This window comes from Corynebacterium mycetoides, assembly GCF_900103625.1.
Classification (GTDB): Bacteria; Actinomycetota; Actinomycetes; order Mycobacteriales; family Mycobacteriaceae; genus Corynebacterium; species Corynebacterium mycetoides.
The window spans coordinates 368,088-385,396 of sequence record NZ_LT629700.1 but is presented as its reverse complement, the minus strand read 5'-3'; the positions used below and the strand labels follow the sequence as shown (position 1 = coordinate 385,396).

The 17,309-nt window shown below is 67.2% G+C and carries 17 protein-coding genes; 7 read left to right on the top strand and 10 right to left on the bottom strand.

All coding sequences use genetic code 11. From position 1 onward, the window contains the following. Nucleotides 1-9: 9 nt before the first annotated feature. The 3 genes from BLS40_RS01945 (at nucleotide 10) to BLS40_RS01935 (ending at nucleotide 3,742) form a co-directional block, all read left to right on the top strand. A complete protein-coding gene (locus BLS40_RS01945) occupies nucleotides 10-555 on the top strand; it encodes a PH domain-containing protein (RefSeq protein ID WP_092148050.1) in 546 nt (181 codons plus the stop codon). Between the two features lie 6 nt (nucleotides 556-561). Further along, nucleotides 562-2,400, top strand: a complete 1,839-nt coding sequence (ilvD, locus tag BLS40_RS01940) for a dihydroxy-acid dehydratase (protein WP_092148047.1) — start codon at nucleotides 562-564, stop codon at nucleotides 2,398-2,400. Nucleotides 2,401-2,482: 82 nt separating this feature from the next. Beyond that, a complete protein-coding gene (locus BLS40_RS01935) occupies nucleotides 2,483-3,742 on the top strand; it encodes a glycosyltransferase family 87 protein (RefSeq protein ID WP_092148044.1) in 1,260 nt (419 codons plus the stop codon). Here the strand turns inward: BLS40_RS01935 and BLS40_RS10925 are convergent. Further along, nucleotides 3,626-4,480, bottom strand: a complete 855-nt coding sequence (locus tag BLS40_RS10925) for a DoxX family protein (protein WP_157672428.1) — start codon at nucleotides 4,478-4,480, stop codon at nucleotides 3,626-3,628. The two genes, BLS40_RS01935 and BLS40_RS10925, sit on opposite strands and share 117 nt — an antisense overlap. Nucleotides 4,481-4,588: 108 nt before the next feature. Between BLS40_RS10925 and BLS40_RS01930 the strand changes: the two genes are divergently transcribed. After that, nucleotides 4,589-5,659, top strand: coding sequence for a glutathione S-transferase family protein (locus tag BLS40_RS01930; RefSeq protein WP_092148041.1), 1,071 nt, complete (start codon nucleotides 4,589-4,591; stop codon nucleotides 5,657-5,659). Here the strand turns inward: BLS40_RS01930 and BLS40_RS01925 are convergent. Then, nucleotides 5,656-6,129 carry a GNAT family N-acetyltransferase gene (locus BLS40_RS01925; RefSeq protein ID WP_092148038.1) on the bottom strand — a complete coding sequence of 158 codons (474 nt, stop codon included), beginning with the start codon at nucleotides 6,127-6,129 and terminating at the stop codon, nucleotides 5,656-5,658. The genes BLS40_RS01930 and BLS40_RS01925 overlap by 4 nt on opposite strands. Before the next feature lie 141 nt (nucleotides 6,130-6,270). On the opposite strand from BLS40_RS01925, the gene BLS40_RS01920 reads away from it, so the two are divergent. Further along, nucleotides 6,271-7,698: a YkvI family membrane protein gene (locus BLS40_RS01920; protein WP_092152041.1), complete on the top strand. Its 1,428-nt coding sequence runs from the start codon at nucleotides 6,271-6,273 to the stop codon at nucleotides 7,696-7,698. Here the strand turns inward: BLS40_RS01920 and gatB are convergent. From gatB to gatC, 7 genes are read right to left on the bottom strand one after another with little or no spacing between them, the layout of a single operon-like run. Beyond that, nucleotides 7,695-9,194 carry an Asp-tRNA(Asn)/Glu-tRNA(Gln) amidotransferase subunit GatB gene (gatB, locus tag BLS40_RS01915; RefSeq protein WP_092148035.1) on the bottom strand — a complete coding sequence of 500 codons (1,500 nt, stop codon included), beginning with the start codon at nucleotides 9,192-9,194 and terminating at the stop codon, nucleotides 7,695-7,697. The two genes, BLS40_RS01920 and gatB, sit on opposite strands and share 4 nt — an antisense overlap. 19 nt (nucleotides 9,195-9,213) lie before the next feature. Next, nucleotides 9,214-9,822 carry a GNAT family N-acetyltransferase gene (locus BLS40_RS01910; RefSeq protein WP_092148032.1) on the bottom strand — a complete coding sequence of 203 codons (609 nt, stop codon included), beginning with the start codon at nucleotides 9,820-9,822 and terminating at the stop codon, nucleotides 9,214-9,216. After that, the gene (locus BLS40_RS01905; protein WP_092148029.1) at nucleotides 9,819-10,814 is read right to left on the bottom strand and encodes a bile acid:sodium symporter family protein; all 996 of its coding nucleotides are present in this window, start codon (nucleotides 10,812-10,814) and stop codon (nucleotides 9,819-9,821) included. The genes BLS40_RS01910 and BLS40_RS01905 overlap by 4 nt, the downstream gene beginning before the upstream one ends. A 48-nt stretch (nucleotides 10,815-10,862) precedes the next feature. Further along, a complete protein-coding gene (locus tag BLS40_RS01900) occupies nucleotides 10,863-11,894 on the bottom strand; it encodes a 6-phosphofructokinase (protein ID WP_092148025.1) in 1,032 nt (343 codons plus the stop codon). 10 nt (nucleotides 11,895-11,904) lie between these two features. Further along, a complete protein-coding gene (locus BLS40_RS01895) occupies nucleotides 11,905-13,245 on the bottom strand; it encodes an MFS transporter (protein WP_231908489.1) in 1,341 nt (446 codons plus the stop codon). Further along, nucleotides 13,217-14,701, bottom strand: a complete 1,485-nt coding sequence (gene gatA / locus BLS40_RS01890; RefSeq protein ID WP_092148022.1) for an Asp-tRNA(Asn)/Glu-tRNA(Gln) amidotransferase subunit GatA — start codon at nucleotides 14,699-14,701, stop codon at nucleotides 13,217-13,219. Before gatA ends, BLS40_RS01895 begins: the two co-directional genes overlap by 29 nt. Nucleotides 14,702-14,705: 4 nt before the next feature. Continuing rightward, a complete protein-coding gene (gatC, locus tag BLS40_RS01885; RefSeq protein WP_092148019.1) occupies nucleotides 14,706-15,011 on the bottom strand; it encodes an Asp-tRNA(Asn)/Glu-tRNA(Gln) amidotransferase subunit GatC in 306 nt (101 codons plus the stop codon). Between the two features lie 115 nt (nucleotides 15,012-15,126). Here gatC and BLS40_RS01880 point away from each other — a divergent pair, with 115 nt between their 5' ends. Together BLS40_RS01880 and BLS40_RS01875 are read left to right on the top strand one after the other, a co-directional pair. Then, nucleotides 15,127-15,801 carry an ACT domain-containing protein gene (locus tag BLS40_RS01880; RefSeq protein ID WP_092148016.1) on the top strand — a complete coding sequence of 225 codons (675 nt, stop codon included), beginning with the start codon at nucleotides 15,127-15,129 and terminating at the stop codon, nucleotides 15,799-15,801. 74 nt (nucleotides 15,802-15,875) lie between these two features. Further along, complete coding sequence (locus BLS40_RS01875) at nucleotides 15,876-16,655, top strand: CPBP family glutamic-type intramembrane protease (protein WP_157672427.1); 780 nt, start codon at nucleotides 15,876-15,878, stop codon at nucleotides 16,653-16,655. Here the strand turns inward: BLS40_RS01875 and BLS40_RS01870 are convergent. After that, nucleotides 16,579-17,253 (bottom strand): TetR/AcrR family transcriptional regulator, encoded by a 675-nt coding sequence (locus BLS40_RS01870; RefSeq protein WP_197672621.1) that lies wholly within the window; start codon nucleotides 17,251-17,253, stop codon nucleotides 16,579-16,581. The genes BLS40_RS01875 and BLS40_RS01870 overlap by 77 nt on opposite strands. Nucleotides 17,254-17,309: the final 56 nt, after the last annotated feature.

Sequence of the window (17,309 nt, the reverse complement as noted above, 5' to 3'; positions counted from 1 at the left end):
CATGTACACATGACAGATTCCCCCCGGGTTTTCCGGCCCTCCCGCGAACACGTCCTCGCGATCGTGCTCATGACGGGCATCGCGCTCATCGGGATCGCCTGGGCCCCGCTCGTACTCGGCTGGTTCCTCATCATCCCCGCGGCCTACCTCGTGTGGGTCTACGGCTCGTCCACCACGGTCGACGGCACGGGAATCCGGGTAAAACGCCCCCTGCGCCCGGCAGTCTCGATCGCGTGGGACGATCTCGCCGGCATCGCGTTCACCGGCGCTACGGCATCCGCCGCCACACACGGCAGGAATAAAATCTCCATGCCGGGCGTAGTGTTTAACACCATCCCTGAGCTTTCCGAGGCCTCCGGAGGACGCATCACCGATGTGATCACCGGCGCCGCCGAAGCCGCCGATGGTAAGTACGAGATTATCAACCGTGAAGGACGCAAGGTACTGCTCAGCACCGACGAGTACGAGGAGTACCTCAGCGGCCATCCGGATATCCCGGGACCTAGGCCCACCAGCACACACAAGTCAGACAGCAATTCAATCACCGAGGAGTAAAGCGCAATGATCCCCCTCCGCTCACGGGTTACCACCGTCGGCCGCCAGGCCGCGGGTGCTCGCGCTCTGTGGCGCGCAACAGGCACCCAAGAAAAAGAGTTCGGCAAGCCGATCGTTGCCATCGTAAACTCCTACACCCAGTTTGTGCCCGGCCACGTTCACCTGAAAAACGTCGGTGACATCGTCGCCGAGGCCGTCCGCGCCGCCGGCGGCGTCCCCAAAGAGTTCAACACCATCGCCGTGGACGACGGCATCGCCATGGGCCACTCCGGCATGCTCTACTCCCTGCCGTCGCGCGAGGTCATCACCGACTCGGTGGAGTACATGATCAACGCCCACACCGTCGACGCGATGGTCTGCATCTCCAACTGCGACAAGATCACGCCGGGCATGCTCAACGCCGCGATGCGCCTGAACATTCCCGCCGTCTTCGTCTCGGGTGGGCCGATGGAGGCCGGCAAGGCGTTCTCCGTCGGAGGCGTGACCAAGCCGAAGTCCGACCTCATCGACGCCATCTCGCTGTCCGCCGACGACTCCGTCAGCGACTCCGAGCTCGACTCCATCGCCAACAACGCCTGCCCCACCTGCGGGTCCTGTTCCGGCATGTTCACGGCCAACTCCATGAACTGCCTCACCGAGGCCCTCGGGCTGTCGCTGCCCGGCAACGGCACCACCCTGGCCACCCACACCGCACGCCGCGCCCTGTTCGAGAAGGCTGGCGAGACCATCGTGGAGCTGTGCAACCGCTACTACAAGGAGGGCGACGAGTCGGTCCTGCCTCGCTCCATCGCCTCCCAGCAGGCGTTCCGCAACGCCATGGCCCTGGACATGGCCATGGGCGGGTCGACCAACACCATCCTGCACGTCCTCGCCGCCGCCCAGGAAGGCGGCATCGACTTCGACCTGGCCGACATCGACGAGCTCTCCCACAAGGTCCCCTGCCTGTCCAAGGTCGCGCCCAACGGCGACGCGCACGTCGAGGACGTGCACCGCGCCGGCGGCATCCCCGCGATCCTGGGCGAGCTCAACCGCGCGGGGCTGTTGAACAAGGACGTCCACACGGTTGCCTACCCCTCCCTCGACGAGTGGCTCTCCGACTGGGACATCCGCGCCGAGTCCCCGCTCGATGAGGCCGTCGAGCTCTACCACGCCGCTCCCGGCGGGCAGCGCACCACCGAGGCGTTCTCCCAGTCCTCGCGCTGGGACTCCCTGGACACAGACTCGGCCAGGGGTGTCATCCGCGACGCCGACCACGTCTTCACCTCCGACGGCGGCCTGGTGGTCCTGCGCGGCAACATCGCGCCGGACGGCGCCGTGTTGAAGACCGCCGGCGTCGAGGAAGGCCTGTGGGAGTTCAGCGGCCCCGCTCGCGTGGTCGACTCCCAGGAGCAGGCCGTCTCCATCATCCTCAACCGAGAGGTGCAGGAGGGCGAGGTCGTGGTCATCCGCTACGAGGGCCCCTCCGGCGGGCCGGGCATGCAGGAGATGCTGCACCCGACCTCCTTCCTCAAGGGAGCCGGTCTGGGCACCAAGTGCGCGCTGATCACCGACGGCCGCTTCTCCGGCGGAACCTCCGGCCTGTCCATCGGGCACATCTCCCCTGAGGCGGCGCACGGCGGGTCGATCGCGTTGATCGAGAACGGTGACATCATCTCCATCTCGGTGGCAAACCGCGAGATCCGCCTGGATGTGGACGACGAGGTCCTCGCCGAGCGACGCGCGGCTATGGAGGCCTCCGAGCGCCCGTGGACCCCGAACCGCACCCGCGAGGTGTCCAAGGCGCTGCGCGCCTACGCCAAGATGGCCACCTCCGCCGATAAGGGAGCCGTGCGCCAGGTGGACTAGGCTGACGCGGGGGAGAACCCACCTGCTGACTGCCCTGACAGTTGCCTCCGCGCTCCTCGGATGCGCGGCGGCTGTCGCTTTGATGCTGTCCACGACCTTCCCGCTGGACACCATCATCTACCGGGAGGGCGCCCGCGCCTTCCTGGACGGGCTCCCCGTGTACTCGAAACCGATGTACGCGGGGAGCATCGCGCTGCCGTTCATCTACCCCCCGTTCGGCGCGCTTGTCCTCTCGCCGCTGGCGCTGGCCAGCTGGCTGCCTGACGACGCCGCCGGGAACTTCGTCATCGGCCTGTCGGCGGCGCTGCTGCTGCCGTGCATGTGGTTCGTGCTGCGCGCCGCGGCCGGCGGCAGACTCACCCGCCGGGAACTCGTCGCAGGTACGGCAGTCGCGTGGGCTTTGGGTGTGAGCTCCGAGCCCGTGCGCCTCAACGCGATGTACGGGCAGATCAACATCGCGATCATGGCGCTTGTCGTGCTCGATCTCGTGCCCCGCAGGCGCTGGCTCCCGCAGGGCAGCCTCATCGGCATTGCGGCCGCGATCAAGATCACCCCGCTGGCCATGCTGCTGTATTTCCTGCTGCGCAGGGACGTGCGCGCGATTGTCGCCGCCGGGGTGTCCTGCGCGTCCGCCACGCTTCTGGCCGCGCTTGTTCGGTGGGACGCGACCGTGGAGTATTTTGGCGGCACACTGTTAGGCATGGGCACAACGTCCAGGTTCGGCGTGGACACCACCTACCAGTCCAACAGTTCGCTCAAGAGCATGGTGATGCGCTTCTACGGCAGCGCGGATTCTCTCGAGGCGCATGCGCTGGAATCAAACCTCATTTGGTTCACCCTCGCGCTTGCGACCATCGGCCTGGGTGCCTGGCTCATGGTGGCGTGCATCCGCCGGGGCCTGCTTGTCGACGCCACCCTGGTCAACGCCGTGGTGATGCTCCTCATCTCCCCCGTCTCCTGGTCCCACCACTGGGTCTGGCTCGCGCTGATCCTGCCGGTGGCGTGGTTGCGCTGCGCCACCGTGCTGCGTTGGCCCGTGGGATTGACCGCCGTGATGGCGCTGTACACCCTCGCCGTGGTGACCTACCCGCCGAAGTGGTGGTTCGGGGAGAAGATTCCCGTCCACAATATCGCGCTGTGGGAGAAGTTCCTCGTTTCCGACTACGTGTGGTTGTCGTTCGCCCTTCTCGCCGCGTTGGCCGTGGCCTTGCGCAGGGTCCCGCGCCTAGGCGAAGGGGTTGATGCCGGTTCCGAACCACCACAGGAGCGCCGCGGCGACGATGCCGAGGACAGCGAAGATCCACGAGGACGCGCGCGGGCGGCGAGCCCAGCCGCGTCCTGAGTCCACGGCGTAGAGGCCGGGGCCCGTGAACTGGTGCACCAGCGAAATGCCGAGCAGGAGCACGGGCAGCCATACCGCCGCCTCCCAGTTGAGCGGGTTCGCTCCCGCCCCTGAGGATGCGACGGCGTGCGCGGCCATGAACCCGGTCACGGCCACGGCCACCATCGCCGCGGCGGGGCCGAGTAGACCGAGGAGGATGAACACCCCGGCGGCGAGCTCGAGCGTGGGGACAACGACCGCGAGGACGTCGCCGTAGGCGTAGGCGCTAAACGCGTTCTCGAGCCCGGTGATCCCTGCGGAGGTACCGAGGCGGAAGAACGTCTGGATGGATTGGAACACCAGGTAGCCGCCGAGGACGAGGCGCAGAAGGAGTAGTCCGAGGTCGATGGTTCCGCGGCGCACGGGCTCCACGGTCGTGGCGGGCACTTCGGCGTAGGTGGGTGTCTCGCCGGGTGCGGCCGCGGGGTCGATCCCCACCGGGTGGCGGTCGATAGTCACAGTCTCGTGCACGGTGGTCTCCGGCGCCGCTGGCGACACTGGCGCCGCTGGTGCCTGCGGCGCCGAGCGCGGGAACACCTCGGTCGGCGCCGCCTTCCCGGTGCGCTCGTAGATGTTGGGGATGTTGGGGCGGCGGTCAGCCTGGATGTGGGAAGTGGAGCCCGCCTCGTTGTAGGTGGGCACGTCCTCGAAGTTGGTGAAGTCGTCCGGGGTCACGTCACGGTGATTGTTGTTTGCCATACTGAGCAACTTATTGCAGTCCACGCGCATTGCGCGGGAGCACGACCGGCGCGCCCCCGACCCCGGTTTTCGTTGACATGTCATCGTTTTTGGTGGATACTCGAGCCTATGGACAAAAAAGATTGGAAGAAGCCGCCCCAGAACGCCTCCGCCGACGGCGCCTTCGAGCGCGACACCACGTATATTGAGGACCGCATCGTCAAAGACGTCGATAAGCAGCGTGGCACACAGCATGACGGTAACGGCGAACTCTGGCCCGTCGAGGCCGGCCGCTACCGGCTCATGGCCGCGCGGGCCTGCCCGTGGGCGCACCGCACGATGATCACGCGCCGCCTGCTCGGCCTCGAGGACGCGATCTCGCTCGGGCTCGCCGGCCCCACGCACGACGCCGACTCCTGGGTGTTCGACGTCGACCCCGGCGACAAGGACCCCGTGACCGGCCTGCACCGTCTCAAGGACGCCTACGAGAACCGCTTCCCCGGCTACCCCAAGGGCATCACCGTGCCCGCGATCGTCGAGGTAGGCACCAACAAGGTGGTCACCAACTGGTTTCGGCAGATCCCAGTCGACTTCAACAACGAGTGGACCGACTTCCACCGCGAGGGCGCGCCGGACCTCTACCCCGAGCACCTGCGCGCTGAGATCGACGAGGTGTCCAACCGCGTGTACACGTACGTCAACAACGGCGTCTACCGCTGCGGTTTCGCCGCCACCCAGGAGGCCTACGAGGAGGCGTACCACGAACTGTGGGAGAACCTGGACTGGTTGGAGGAACGCCTCGGGCAGCAGCGCTACCTTGTGGGCAACCAGATCACGCTCGCCGACATCTACCTCTACCCCACCCTCGTGCGCTTCGACCCCGTCTACTACGGGCACTTCAAGGCCTCGCGCACCAAGATCTCCGAGACGGTCAACCTCCGCGGCTACCTGCAGGAGCTCTTCCAGCTCCCGGGGTTCGGCGACACGACCGACTTCACCGAGATCAAACAGCACTACTACATCACGCACGCCGAGGTGAACCCCACCGGCGTGGTGCCACTCGGCCCCGACCTGGCGTGGCTGGCCGAGAAGCACGACCGCGGGCGCTTCGGCGGCTCCCCCTACGCCTCCGGCGTGACCGACCCGCGGCCCGTGCGCGCGGGCGAGGAAGTAAAGAACCCGGAGCCGTTCCAGCGCTAGCTGCCCATGACGTTGAGGGCCTGGCCGTCGAGACGCATCGTCTGCCAGTCCCCCATGTCCTTGGCCCCCAGCGAGGAGTAAAAGCCTATCGACGGCGCGTTCCACTTCAGCACCGACCACTCCACGCGGCGGTAGTCGTTGTCCACCGCAATGCGCGCCAGCGCCTGGAGTAGCTGAGTGCCCAGCCCCTTGCCGCGGGAGGATTCGCGGACGTAGAGGTCCTCGACCCAGATCCCGTGGCGCCCCTCCCACGTGGAGAAGTTGACGAACCAGATGACCATGCCCTCAATGCGGCCGTCGTCCTCCGCGACGTGCGCGAACACCCGGGGGTTGTCGGCGAAGAGGTGTTCGGTGATGTCCTGCTGCGTCGCCACGACCGCGTCCCGCTCCTTTTCGTACTCCGCGAGCTCGGTGATCATGGCGAGGATCTCTGCTGCATCTTCGGCTTTCGCCGGGCGAATCGTTGACATGGCTGTCAACGATAATGCACCGCGCGCGTTTCGCTCCAACCATCGCGCGGGCGCGAGGACCGCCGATTGAGCGAAGCGTTTGCTAACATAAGGAACTCGTTCATAACAAGTTTCTATTCAATGATGTATTCGGGATTCTCCATGAAAAAATCTATCAAGGTCGCCCTCGCCTTCGTGGGCCTCCTCGTCGGGGCCGGTTTCGCCTCCGGCCAGGAAACCATCCAGTACTTCCTCGCCTACGGGTACTGGGGCATCGCCGGCTCCATCCTCGCCGGCATCGTCATCGTCATCGTCGGCACGACGCTGTTCCAGCTCGGCTCCTACTTCCTCGCCGACGACCACAGCGCGGTGTTCAAGTCCGTCTCGCGCCCCGCGGTGGCCGCGTTCATGGACCTCGCCACCATGTTCACGCTCTTCGCCATCGGATTCGTCATGGTCGCCGGCGCCGGCTCCAACCTGGAGCAGCAGTTCGGCTTCCCCACCTGGGTCGGGTCGGTGATCATGGCCATCGCGCTCATCGCGTCCGGCTTCCTCGACGTGGACAGGCTCACCAACGTCATCTCCGCCATCACCCCGCTGCTCATTCTCGCGGTGATCGGCGCGCTGGTGGTCACCATCATCGACATGCCCGACAACCTCGGCGCCCTCAACGAGCTCGCCCTGCACAACGAGCCCGCTTCCGGCGTGGCCAACAACTGGGTGCTCTCCGCACTGAACTACGCGGCGCTGTGCGTCATCGTCGGCGTCTCGATGATCCTGGTCATCGCGGGCTCCCAGATGAACCCGCGCGAGGCCGGCACGGGCGGGCTCATCGGCGGCATCATCTTCTCCGTCTTGCTGGTCATCCTCGCCTTCGTCATCTTCGTCAACATGGACGGCGTCTTCGGCGCAGACTTCCCGCTGCTCATGGTCTTCGACAACATGCACCCGGCGGTCGGCGTCGTCGTCTCGCTCATCATCTACCTGATGATCTACAACACCGCCGTCGGCATGTTCTACGCCATGGCGCGACGCATGTCGGCGCACCACCCGCAGCGCTTCCGGCCCATCTACTTCACCGTGGTCCTAATCGGCTTCGCCCTGTCCTTCATCGGCTTCGCCGACCTCCTCGGCTGGGTGTACCCCATCATCGGCTACCTGGGCATGGTGCTCATCGCGGTGATGGTCTACGCGTGGATCAAGGACCGCGCGCTCATCCGCGAGGAGACACAGCGCCGCGAGCGCCTCGCCGAGCTCGCGGAAAAGGCCCTCGATCCCGCTGAGACCGAGCTGACCGACCGCCAGCGCGCGGAGGTTGAGGAGCTGGTCACCGAGTCGCACGTGGAGGACACCCAGCTGTGGCAGTCCGTCCAAGAGGAGGTCGCCGCCGACCTGGACGCCGACCCGGAAAACGAGTTCTCTCTCGAGGAGACTCCGGCGCTGGATCCCGAGTCCCCCGACTACGAGGGCGCGCCCGAACCGCCGAAGCACGCCCCCATCGACTGGGAGGCCTACGACGAAATGTACGAGACCGTCAGCTTCCCGGCCGTCACGCCGGAGGACACCGGCGGCTCCACGGCGGTGCGCTAGCTCAGCTTCTTCGCGATGAGCTGGTTGACCTGGCCCGGGTCCGCCTTTCCCTGCGTCGCCTTCATCACCGCGCCGACGATCGCACCGGTGACTTTCTTGTTGCCGGCGCGGTACTTCTCCACGATGTCCGGGTTCGCGGCCAGCGCATCGTCGACCGCTTTCTCGATCGCGGAGTCATCCCGCACGACCTCGAGCCCCCGCTTATCGACGACCTCGTCAACGCTGCCCTCGCCCGCAATCACGCCGTCGATAGCCTGGCGCCCCAGCTTCGTTGTCAGCTTGCCCTCCTTAACCAGGGCGACAACCCGGGCGACGTCAGCGGGGCTGACACCGATCGCATCCAGGTCCTTGCCCTGCTCGTTGGCCTTGGCCGTGATGTAGGACACCCACCACGCGCGAGCCTCGTCCGGCGTGGTGCCCGCCTCGACCGTGCTGATGACCAGGTCGAGGGCCCCGGCGTTGACCAGATCGCGGAACTCCTTCTCCGGCAGCTGCCACTCCTCCTGGATGCGGGCGCGGCGCACCCACGGCAGCTCCGGAAGCGTGGCGCGGATCTCATCGACCCACTCCTTCTTGGCGATCACCGGCGGCAGGTCGGGGTCGTTGAAGTAGCGGTAGTCGGAGGCCTCCTCCTTCGGGCGGCCCTTCGACGTGGATCCGTCCTTTTCCTGGTAGTGGCGGGTCTCCTGGATGATCTCCCCGCCGTTATCCAACACCTGGGCCTGGCGCTGCATCTCGAAGCGCACCGCCTGCTCGACGGACTTGAGCGAATTGATATTCTTCGTTTCGGTGCGGGTGCCGAACTTCTCCTGGCCGATCGGGCGCAGGGACACGTTGGCGTCGCAACGCATCGAGCCCTGGTCCATGCGGGCGTCGGAGACCCCGAGGGCCTTGACCAGCTCGCGCAGCGCGCCCACGTAGGCCTTGGCCACCTCGGGCGCGCGCGACCCGGCGCCGATGATCGGCTTGGTCACGATCTCGATGAGCGGGATGCCGGCGCGGTTGCAGTCCACGAGCGAGGCAGTTGCCCCAGTGATGCGGCCGGAGGCCGAGCCTAGGTGCGTGAGCTTGCCGGTGTCCTCCTCCATGTGGGCGCGCTCGATTTCGACGCGCCACTCAGTGCCGTCCTCCAGCACCACATCCAGGTAGCCGTCGTAGGCGATGGGCTCGTCGTACTGCGAGATCTGGTAGTTCTTCGGCTGGTCCGGGTAGAAGTAATTCTTGCGCGCGAACCGTGAGCTTTCCGCGATGGTGCAGTTCAGCGCGAGGCCGATCTTGATGGCCCACTCCACGCCCTTGGCGTTGACCACGGGGAGCGCGCCCGGCAGGCCCAGCGAGACCGGGTCGACGTTTGTGTTCGGGGCTGCCCCGAAGTGCGCCGAGGACGTGGAGAACATTTTGGTTTCCGTCCCCAGCTCGACGTGGACCTCAAGCCCCATCACGGGGTCGTACTTGTCCAGGACGTCATCAAAATCCATCAGATCGTAGGCAGTCATGGGTGACAGTCTATCGCCGCTAGTGCCGCGCCGAGTCGAGGCGTGCCTGGAGCCCGCACTTCACGGTCGGCCACTCGTAGTCCAGGATGGAGTAGATGCAGGAATCGCGCACCGTGCCGTTGTTCATGATCCGGTGGCGGCGAAGCGTTCCCTCGAGCGTGGCGCCGAGCTTTTCTAAGGACCTCCGGGATTGCCAGTTCATGGAATGGCAGCGGAACTCCGCGCGCATGAAGCCGAGGTCATCGAAGACCCGGGTGAGCACGAGGAGCTTCAGGGCGGGATTGGTCAGCGTGCCCTGGGACTCCCTGGAGAGCCAGGTGTACCCCAGCTCGCAGTGCTTGTTGCGCTCGTCGATGTTGTAGATGCAGGTCACGCCCACCGCGCGGCCCGTTTCCGCATCGATGACGGCCCACGGGACGTAGTTGTCGCTGGCCGCGAGAAACGCGATCTGGGCGTCCACCTCCTCCGGCGCGGGGACGTGGTCGACGTACCACGTCGCCCCGAGGTCGCCCACCGCCGCGCGCAGGTCGTCGGCGTGGGCCGGGCCGAGGGCTTCCAAGCGCACGACGGGGCCGGACATCGCGACGGCCTCTCGCGGTTGTGACGAGCGTGATGCGGCGTGGGTCATGCGGACATGCTAGCGCGGCGGGCGGCGCGTTCGTCGGCGCTGCGGGCCAACAGCGCGACGACCGCGCCGGACAGGTTGTGCCAGACGGAGAACACCGCGCCCGGCAGGGCCGCCAGCGGGCTGAGATAGGTCGAGGCGAGAGTCGCCGCCAGGCCCGAGTTCTGCATCCCCACCTCGATCGACATCGTGCGCGAAGCGGATTCCGGCTGGCCGGTGAGCTTGCCGGTCAGGTACCCCAGCAGGTACCCCAGGATGTTGTGGATGGCCACAGCGGCGAGCACGATGAGGCCCGCCTGGACGATCTTTTCCCGCGACCCGAAGACCACGATCGCCACAATCATGGAGATGGCGATAACCGAGATCCAGGGCAGGGCGGGAAGGATGCGTGCGACGACCTTGGGGAGCAGGAGCCGCACGATTAGACCGGCGGCAACCGGGATGAGCACCATTTTCATGATCGACCCCGCCATGGCCGCGGCGCTGACCGGCATGTGCTGGCCGGCGAGCCACAGGGTGAGAAGCGGCGTCATGATGGGTGCGAGGAGAGTGGAGACCGAGGTCATGGTCACCGACAGCGCGACGTCGCCGCGGGCCAGGTAGGTGACCACGTTCGAGGACGTGCCGCCGGGCGCGCAGCCGACCAGGATCACGCCGGCGGCGAGCTCTGGGGGCAGGTTGAGCAGATAGGTCACGAGAACGGCGGTGGCGGGCATGATGACGAACTGCGCGACCACGCCGATGAGAACCGGCAACGGGCGTTTGGCCACGAGCGCGAAGTCGACCGGGCGCAGGGTCAGGCCCATGCCGAACATGACCACCCCGAGCAGCCACGTGGTCCATCCCGAGATGGGCTCCACGACGCCCGGGGCGAAGTATCCGACGGCCCCGCCCGCGAGCACGAGGAGGGGGAATCCGAGGGTGGCTAAATAGGCTGAGCGATCCTCATCACGCTCGGGTGGCTGCTGCTGCAGTGAAGACGTATTCTGTTCCATGCGTTGGGATTCTAATTCCACCACATGACACGTGCGTAGAGAGGCCCCCTAACCGAACATGGTGCGCGCGCTGCGGTAGCGGCTCTCCGGGACCTGCTTCAGGTGCGCGACCGCGCTTTCTAAGGACACGAGCTCGATATCCTCGCCGTGCAGGGCGACACAGGTGTCGAATTTGCCCTCGTGCGCGGCCCGAGCCGCGTTGATGCCGTAACGCGTCGCCAGGACACGGTCGTAGGCGGTCGGCGTTCCGCCGCGCTGGATGTGGCCCAGCACGGTGGTGCGCACGTCGTAGCCCAGGCGGTTCTTGATTTCGTCGGCGATGATCTGGCCCATGCCGTTGAAGGTGACGTGGCCGAACTCGTCCTCCTCGCCCAAGCCCGCGTCCATGGTGCCTTCCTTGGGCACCGCGCCCTCGGCCACGACGATGATTCCGTACTTCTCCCCCATCTGGAAGCGCCGCTCCATGGCCTTGCAGATTTCCGCGATGTCGAAGGGCTCCTCGGGGATCACGGTGTAGTGCGCGCCTCCGGCCATTCCCGCGTGCAGGGCGATCCAGCCGACGTGGCGCCCCATGACCTCCACGATGAGGATGCGGTTGTGGGATTCCGCGGTGGTGTGCAGGCGGTCGATGGCGTCGGTGGCCACGGACACCGCGGTGTCGAACCCGAAGGTGTAGTCAGTGGCGGCGACGTCATTGTCAATGGTCTTGGGCACGCCCACCACGTGCACGCCGTTGTCGGAGAGCCACTTCGCCCCCTTGAGGGTGCCTTCGCCGCCGATGGCGATCAGCGCGTCAATGCCGGCGTCATCAAGATTGCGCTTGATGGTGTCCAGCCCGGCCTTGAACTTGTCCGGGTGAAGCCGCCCGGTGCCCAGGATGGTCCCGCCGCGCAGGAGGATGGAATCAATGAACGCATCGTCGTAGAGGTCGATGCGCCTGTCCTTCAGCAGGCCGCTCCACCCGTCCAGGTACCCGACGACGGTGGAGCCGTACTCGGAGCTCGCGGTGCGCACGATCCCCCGGATGACAGCATTAAGCCCCGGGCAGTCTCCACCGCATGTGAGTGTGGCTAGTCGCATGGCCTCAACCCTAGCGTTTTTCTTCTGCCACGTCCCTGCGCAGGAAAGCGGTGCTGGCGAGGCCGAGCAGGGTGGCGGCGAGAACGGCCAGCAGCGCGGGCGCCGCAGTCTCCGACACCGGCCCGCCGGCGAGCACGGCCCCGACGAGCGCCACGCCCACGACGGAGCCGACCTGCCGCACCGTGTTGTAGAGCCCGGAGGCCGCGCCCGCGGCGTCCTCGGGCACGAACCGCATCGTCGTCGTCGCGTTCGGCGCCCACACGAACGCGCTGCCCGCCCCCAGAACCGCAGTGACCAGCGCGAACCACAGCGCCGGCCGATCGAATTCGATGACCCACCACCCGAGCAGCAGGCCCGCGGCCATGACACCGAAGCCCGCCGCCGAGAGCGCCCGCGGGCTGACGCGGTCGGCGAGTTCCCCCGCCCACGGCGTAAGCACCAGAGCCACCAGCGACATCGGGGCCACGATGAGCCCCGCGCGTGACGACGCCACCCCGGCGTCACCCTGCAGCCAGTACATCACCGGGATGAAGAGGGCCGCGGCCGTAAACCCCATGGCGGCGATGCCGAGGGTGCCCGCGGAGAAGTTGCCGTCCGAAAACAGGCGCACGGGAACGAGAGCGTCCTTACCCCCGCGCGCCTGCATGACCAGGAACACCGCCAGCAGGGCCACGCCCACGATGACGGCGGGCAGGTTGAGGAACTGCACACCGTAGACCACCGCACCCAGCCCGGCCAGGGAGAGCGCGGTGGATAAGGCGTCGATACGCGCGGGGGCGGTGGGAAGAGCCGGCAGCCAGCGGCTCGCGGCGACAACGGCGAGAAGCCCGGCGAGCGCCTGGGCAGCGAAGGCCGCGCGCCAGCCGCCGCCGACAAGCACGCCGCCGAGGATGGGGCCGAGCAGCGAGCCGACGGAGCCTACGACCCCCCACGCCGCGAAGGCGCGGCCGCGGCGGTCGTTCGGGATGATGCGGTTGATCATGCCGAAGGCCTGGGGCAGGAACGCCGCGGAGCCCAAGCCCTGGAGGGCGCGGGCCGCCACGAGGCTCGGCAGCGACCACGACACCGCCGCCAGTCCCAGCGCCGCCGTGTACGCGGCGAGCCCGCACAGGAAGACGAGGCGCTGGCCGTAGCGGTCCCCGAGCCGGCCGGCGACCGGCATCGGCACGACCGTGCAGATCAGGTAGACGCTGGTCAGCCACACCGCCTCACCCACGCCCAACGGCAGGTGCGGGGTGATCACGGGCGTGACCCCCTGGTCCACCATGACCAGGAAGTATCCGGCGGCAAGCGCCGCCAGCGCCCGCGCGTGGCCGGGGCGGTTAGCGGCGGCCTGCTTCAAATGCGGCACCCACGCGGTACATGCGGTCGTCCTCGAACGCCGGGGCGATGAGCTGCAGGCCCACGGGCAGGTTGGTGTCTGAGGCGGTGCCGGCCGGCACGGACATGCCTGGCAGGCCGGCGAGGTTCAGCGGCAGGGTGAACAGGTCGAAGTTGTACATCGCCAGCGGGTCGTCGATCTTGTCGCCCAGCGGGAAGGCGGTGGTGGGCACCGCGGGCCCGGCGATGACGTCGACCTGGTCGAACGCGGCCCGGAAATCCTGCGCGACGAGGTTGCGCACGCGCTGCGCCTGCAGGTAGTAGGCGTCGTAGTAGCCCACGGAGAGCGCGTAGGTGCCCAGGATGATGCGGCGCTTGACCTCGTCGCCGAAGCCCTCGCCGCGGGTCAGCGCCATGACCTCCTCGGCGGAGCGGGTGCCGTCGTCGCCTGCGCGCAGGCCGTAGCGCATGCCGTCGAAGCGGGCCAGGTTGGAGGACACCTCGGAGGTTTGGATGAGGTAGTAGGCGCCCATGACGTTGTCGAAGTTGGGGCAGTCGACCTCGATGATCTCCGCGCCCTGCCGGGCGAGCTGCGCGAAGGCGGCCTCGATGACCTCGTTCACGCCGTCCTGGGTGCCGGGGCGGGAGAACTGCTTTACGCGGCCGATCTTCACGCCGCTCAAATCCCCGGACGCACCTTCGCGCGCGGCGGCGACAACCGCCGGGACGGGGCGGTCGACGGAGGTCGCGTCGAACTCGTCGTGGCCGGCGATGATCTCGTGCAGCAGGGCGGTGTCCAGCACGGTGTTGGCGCACGGCCCGACCTGGTCGAGCGACGACGCGTTGGCGATCACGCCGTAGCGGGACACCCCGCCGTAGGTCGGCTTCGCTCCCACGGTGCCGGTCAGGGAGGCGGGCTGGCGGATGGAGCCGCCGGTGTCGGTGCCGATGCCCAGCGGCGCCTGTCCCGCGGCGAGCGCGGCGGCGGTGCCGGAGCCGGAGCCGCCGGGGACGCGGGTGAGATCGTGGGGGTTCTTCGTCGGGTAGTACGCGGAGTTCTCGCCGGAGGAGCCCATGGCGAACTCGTCGAGGTTGGTCTTGCCGATGATCGGGATACCCGCCTCGCGCAGCTTGGTCACCACGGTGGCGTCGTACGGGCTCATGTAGCCCTCGAGTATCTTGGACGCGGCGGTCGTGGGCGCGTCGGTGGTCACGAGCAGGTCCTTGAGCGCCAGCGGCACGCCCGCCAGCGCAGACGCCGGCGCCTCCCCTGCGGCGACCTGCGCGTCCACCGCGTCGGCCGCGGCCAGGGCCGCCTCCGCGCTCACGTGCAGGAAGGCGCCGAGCTCGGAGTCGGTCTCCGCGATGCGGTCGAGGAACGCCTGGGTGACCTCGCGGGAGGTCACCTCGCCTGCCTGGATCTTCCGCGACAGCTCGTGGGCCGGGAGGGAAATCAGCCCATCGGACGGAATCACGTAATCGGTCATGGCCCTACTCCCCTTCCCCAAGAATCTGCGGAACCACGAAACGCTCGTCCTGCGCGGCCGGCGCCTGGTCGAGCGCCTGCTCCTGCGTCAGCGTCTTCTTCTCCACATCCGGGCGCATCCCGGCGTCGATGGAGTGCGGGTGGCTCATCGGCTCGACTCCCTGGGTGTCCACCTGCTGCACCTTGGACACGGCGTCGACGATGTGGTCGAGCTGCGGCGCGATCTGGTCGAGCTCCTCATCTGTCAGGGCGATGCGGGCGAGACGCGCGATGCGGGACACCTCGTCTCGGGAAATGGAGTTCTCCGACAATGTGGTTCCTATCCTCGTAATTGCGGCTGAAACTAGCAAACGCCCTCATCTTACGTCACCGGCCGGACACTCCGGTTGAGGGATCTGGGTCACTGCCAGTGATATAACTTGATGCATGTCTTACCTCATCCGCGTCCATCTGCCGGACGTCCCGGGAAGCCTCGGCGAACTCGCGGAAGCGTTCGGCATGATCGACGCCGACATCCGCTCCGTGGACATCGTCCAGCTGGAGCGGGAAGGCCGCGGCGCCGTGGTCACCGACGACATCGTGGTGGAACTTCCCACGGGCACGCTTGCCGACGCTCTGATTACCGCCGCCAGCTCCGTCGAAGGGGTGGAAGTCGACTCGATCCGCCCCTTCACCGGCCGGGTGGACCGCCGCGGGCAGGTTCAGATGCTCGCGCGCATCGCGGGTGTCACCGACGACGTCTCTGCCGCGACGGCCGAGCTGGTCTCCGTCATGCCGAAGGCCATGACCTCGTCGTGGGCCGTGGTCGTGCGCGAGACCCCCGACGGCCTCGTGCGCATCGCCGCATCCCAGGCCGCCCCCGGCGACGACGGAACGACACCGCAGCTTGTCGACGTCACCACCGCGCGCATCCTCCACCCCGAAACCGACACGTGGGTGCCCGAGGCCTGGTGGCTGCTGGACACCACCCTGGCCATCTCCCCGCTGGCCGGCACCGACTTGGTGCTGGTGGTGGGACGCATCGGCGGGCCGGACTTCCTCGCCTCCGAGGTCTCGCAGATCGGGGACCTGGGGCGCATCATCGGCGCGATGCTGCGCTAAGTATTCCACTGCCACCCGACCTCCGGCCTGGTATGCTCCAATTTGTGCAGCGCTCAAATAAACTACGCCGGTCGATGGCACTGACGTTTTCCGTTGCCGTCGTGCTGGCCATCACGGCAGTGTGCGGGGCTTTCCTCATGCTCGACGTCGTTATCCCCAATTGGTTCGTCATCGTCGCCAGGTGGATTCCCGCCATTGTCGCAGCAACGGTGATCGTGGCGTATCGCCAGCGCGACGTGCTGGGCTGGTTTCGGCTTCGCACCCCCTGGCGCAGAGCCGTCATCGGCAGCCTGGTTGCCGTGGGTGTGCTGCTGAGCACCTACGCCATCGCGGCGGCCGTCGCGCTTGCTGCTGGAGTTGGCGAGCCCCATTCTGCCAGCTTCTACCTGCGGGCGCTGGCGTTCATTGCTCCGGCGACACTGCTGTTCTCACTGAGCACTCTCGGCGAGGATGTGGCATGGCGCGGGTTCCTTCACTCATGCCTGGGCGATACCGGTGTTTGGCGCTCCTCGGCCGTAATCTCGGGGCTGTGGGTGATTTTCCATCTCCCGCTCCACGGGACCATGGTCTACCAAGGCGTCCTGCCGCTGGATGCTGCGCTGACCTCGACGCTTACGCTCTTCGCGCTCGGTTTGTTGCTCAGCGCGACAGCCCACCGTTTCGGTTCTCCATGGCCGGCTGCCTTCGCGCACGCTCTGCCCCTGTCCACTTTGAATCTGATCAGCCTGCCCGCCGGCCCCAGCGCCGCCGACCATTGGGTAGTCGCGGGCATCACCTTCACAGCTCTCGTGTTGGCGGCTGTTGCGCTTGCCCCCGGCCGCCGGTCGGCGGGGACGTCAACGCCCGCACCATGAGGCCGCGGACAATCTCATCTCCGGCCCGAAAATCAAGGCCGGGGCCAGCCTGACCGATCATCGCCGCCGTCAGGGGGTATCGCGACATCTCCTGCCGTCCGAGGGCGCGGGCGAAACCGCGGGTGACACCGTTGTCGGCGGCAATGAGGGCATGCCCGTAGACCCACTCGGTGTGCACACCGGTGATGCCGGCCGCAGCCTCGGCACTGTGCCCCACCGCAACCTGGAAAAACGTCAGTAGTGTTTCGTTGAGTTTCAGGGCGTTGGGTCCCGCGATGCGCTGTTGCGCGAGAAGCTGGGCGTGACCGGGGTTATCGGTGAAGAGCTTCTGCACGTGCTGGAGGAAGGTCGCAAGCGCGGTTTCGGGATCGTCGATAAGCAACAGCCCTGTATCGATTGCTCCGAGGAACCTGTCGCCTAGCTCTATCCGGATCTCCTCCAGGTCGGCGGCATAGGTGTAGAGGGCTGTGGGACTGACCCCGGCCTGTTTCGCGATGCGGCGCTGCGTCAGCGCTCCGGGCCCGTGGCTGGCGAGAAGTTCCTCCGCGGCCAGAAGGATCGTCTCGGCGGAGATATCGCCCCTCGGACCCCGCTCCACCAGCCATGGGCTGATCGTACCGCGTGTATTGGGGACGAACCGCGAAGACCTCAATG